Source organism: Haemophilus sp. HMSC61B11 (assembly GCF_001838615.1).
Lineage (GTDB): Bacteria > Pseudomonadota > Gammaproteobacteria > Enterobacterales > Pasteurellaceae > Haemophilus_D > Haemophilus_D parainfluenzae_AD.
This window is the reverse complement of sequence record NZ_KV837992.1, coordinates 2123-3011: the sequence shown is the minus strand read 5'-3', so window position 1 is coordinate 3011 and position 889 is coordinate 2123. Positions and strand designations below refer to the sequence as shown.

The window sequence follows — 889 nt, the reverse complement described above, 5'->3', positions numbered from 1 at the left end:
GCATGAAGTAGCTTATCCGAAAGACAATGTACTAACGTTTTATTCGCTTTACCGTCATACGGCGAAATTGAGCGATTACAAAAGTGGAATAGAAGAGCTTGTTGGTATCACCAAGTCGGCAGATAATAAGATTGTTATCCGAGATGCACAAAATCAGCCGCTTAATCCACGAGTGGAGTTGAAGAATGGCGTGACGATTGGGGTCAGACGACATACGCAGACGCAAGATAAGTTTGATGAATTACTTTGGTATAGAGAGACCAAGGACAATAAAACGATTGAGCATAAACCTAAGTCTGGTGAGCATTGGCGTATTTTTAATCAGTCTTATGAAGAGATGCAAAGTGGACCAATCAAAGGTCTTCCACTGCTAAGCAAGCATAAGATAGATACCCAAGCTGATGTTGAAGTAAAGCTAGATAAACCTATTGAGATTAAAGCAGGTGAAGAGCTTGGCTTAATGGGCGAGTATAACCAAATAGGCGAAAGCGGTGAGAAACTGTTACACCTTGAAGTGTTTACCTATGACAACATTGAGCAATTTAAAGCTAAAGCAGAGGCAGCTTATAAGCAGGACAAAGAAAAGAAAGGGATAAAAGATAACTTTTTGTATGTGGCAAGAGGCAGTCAGCTTTACAGCGTGCTAAAGGACGAAGTCGTTGAACTGGAGAAAAGCAAAGTTGAAATCATGGTGCCGTTAGCGGATGTAGCGAAGCAGACCGTGAAGAAGAAAACGGATAAGACGGGCAAGGATTATTACAATGTACAACCTTATCTGTATAGTTTGCCACAAAAGAATAAAGAGGGTGGAATTTATGTGGATGAGAGCCATTTAACGCATGGCTTATTGTTTCCTGGGGTGAATATTTTTAATCAATCTGGAAATGGG

1 pseudogene is annotated in these 889 nt (G+C 40.6%); it reads left to right on the top strand.

From position 1 onward, the window contains the following. Window positions 1-889 (top strand): annotated as a pseudogene (locus HMPREF3263_RS07085) (hypothetical protein); the annotation flags it as partial.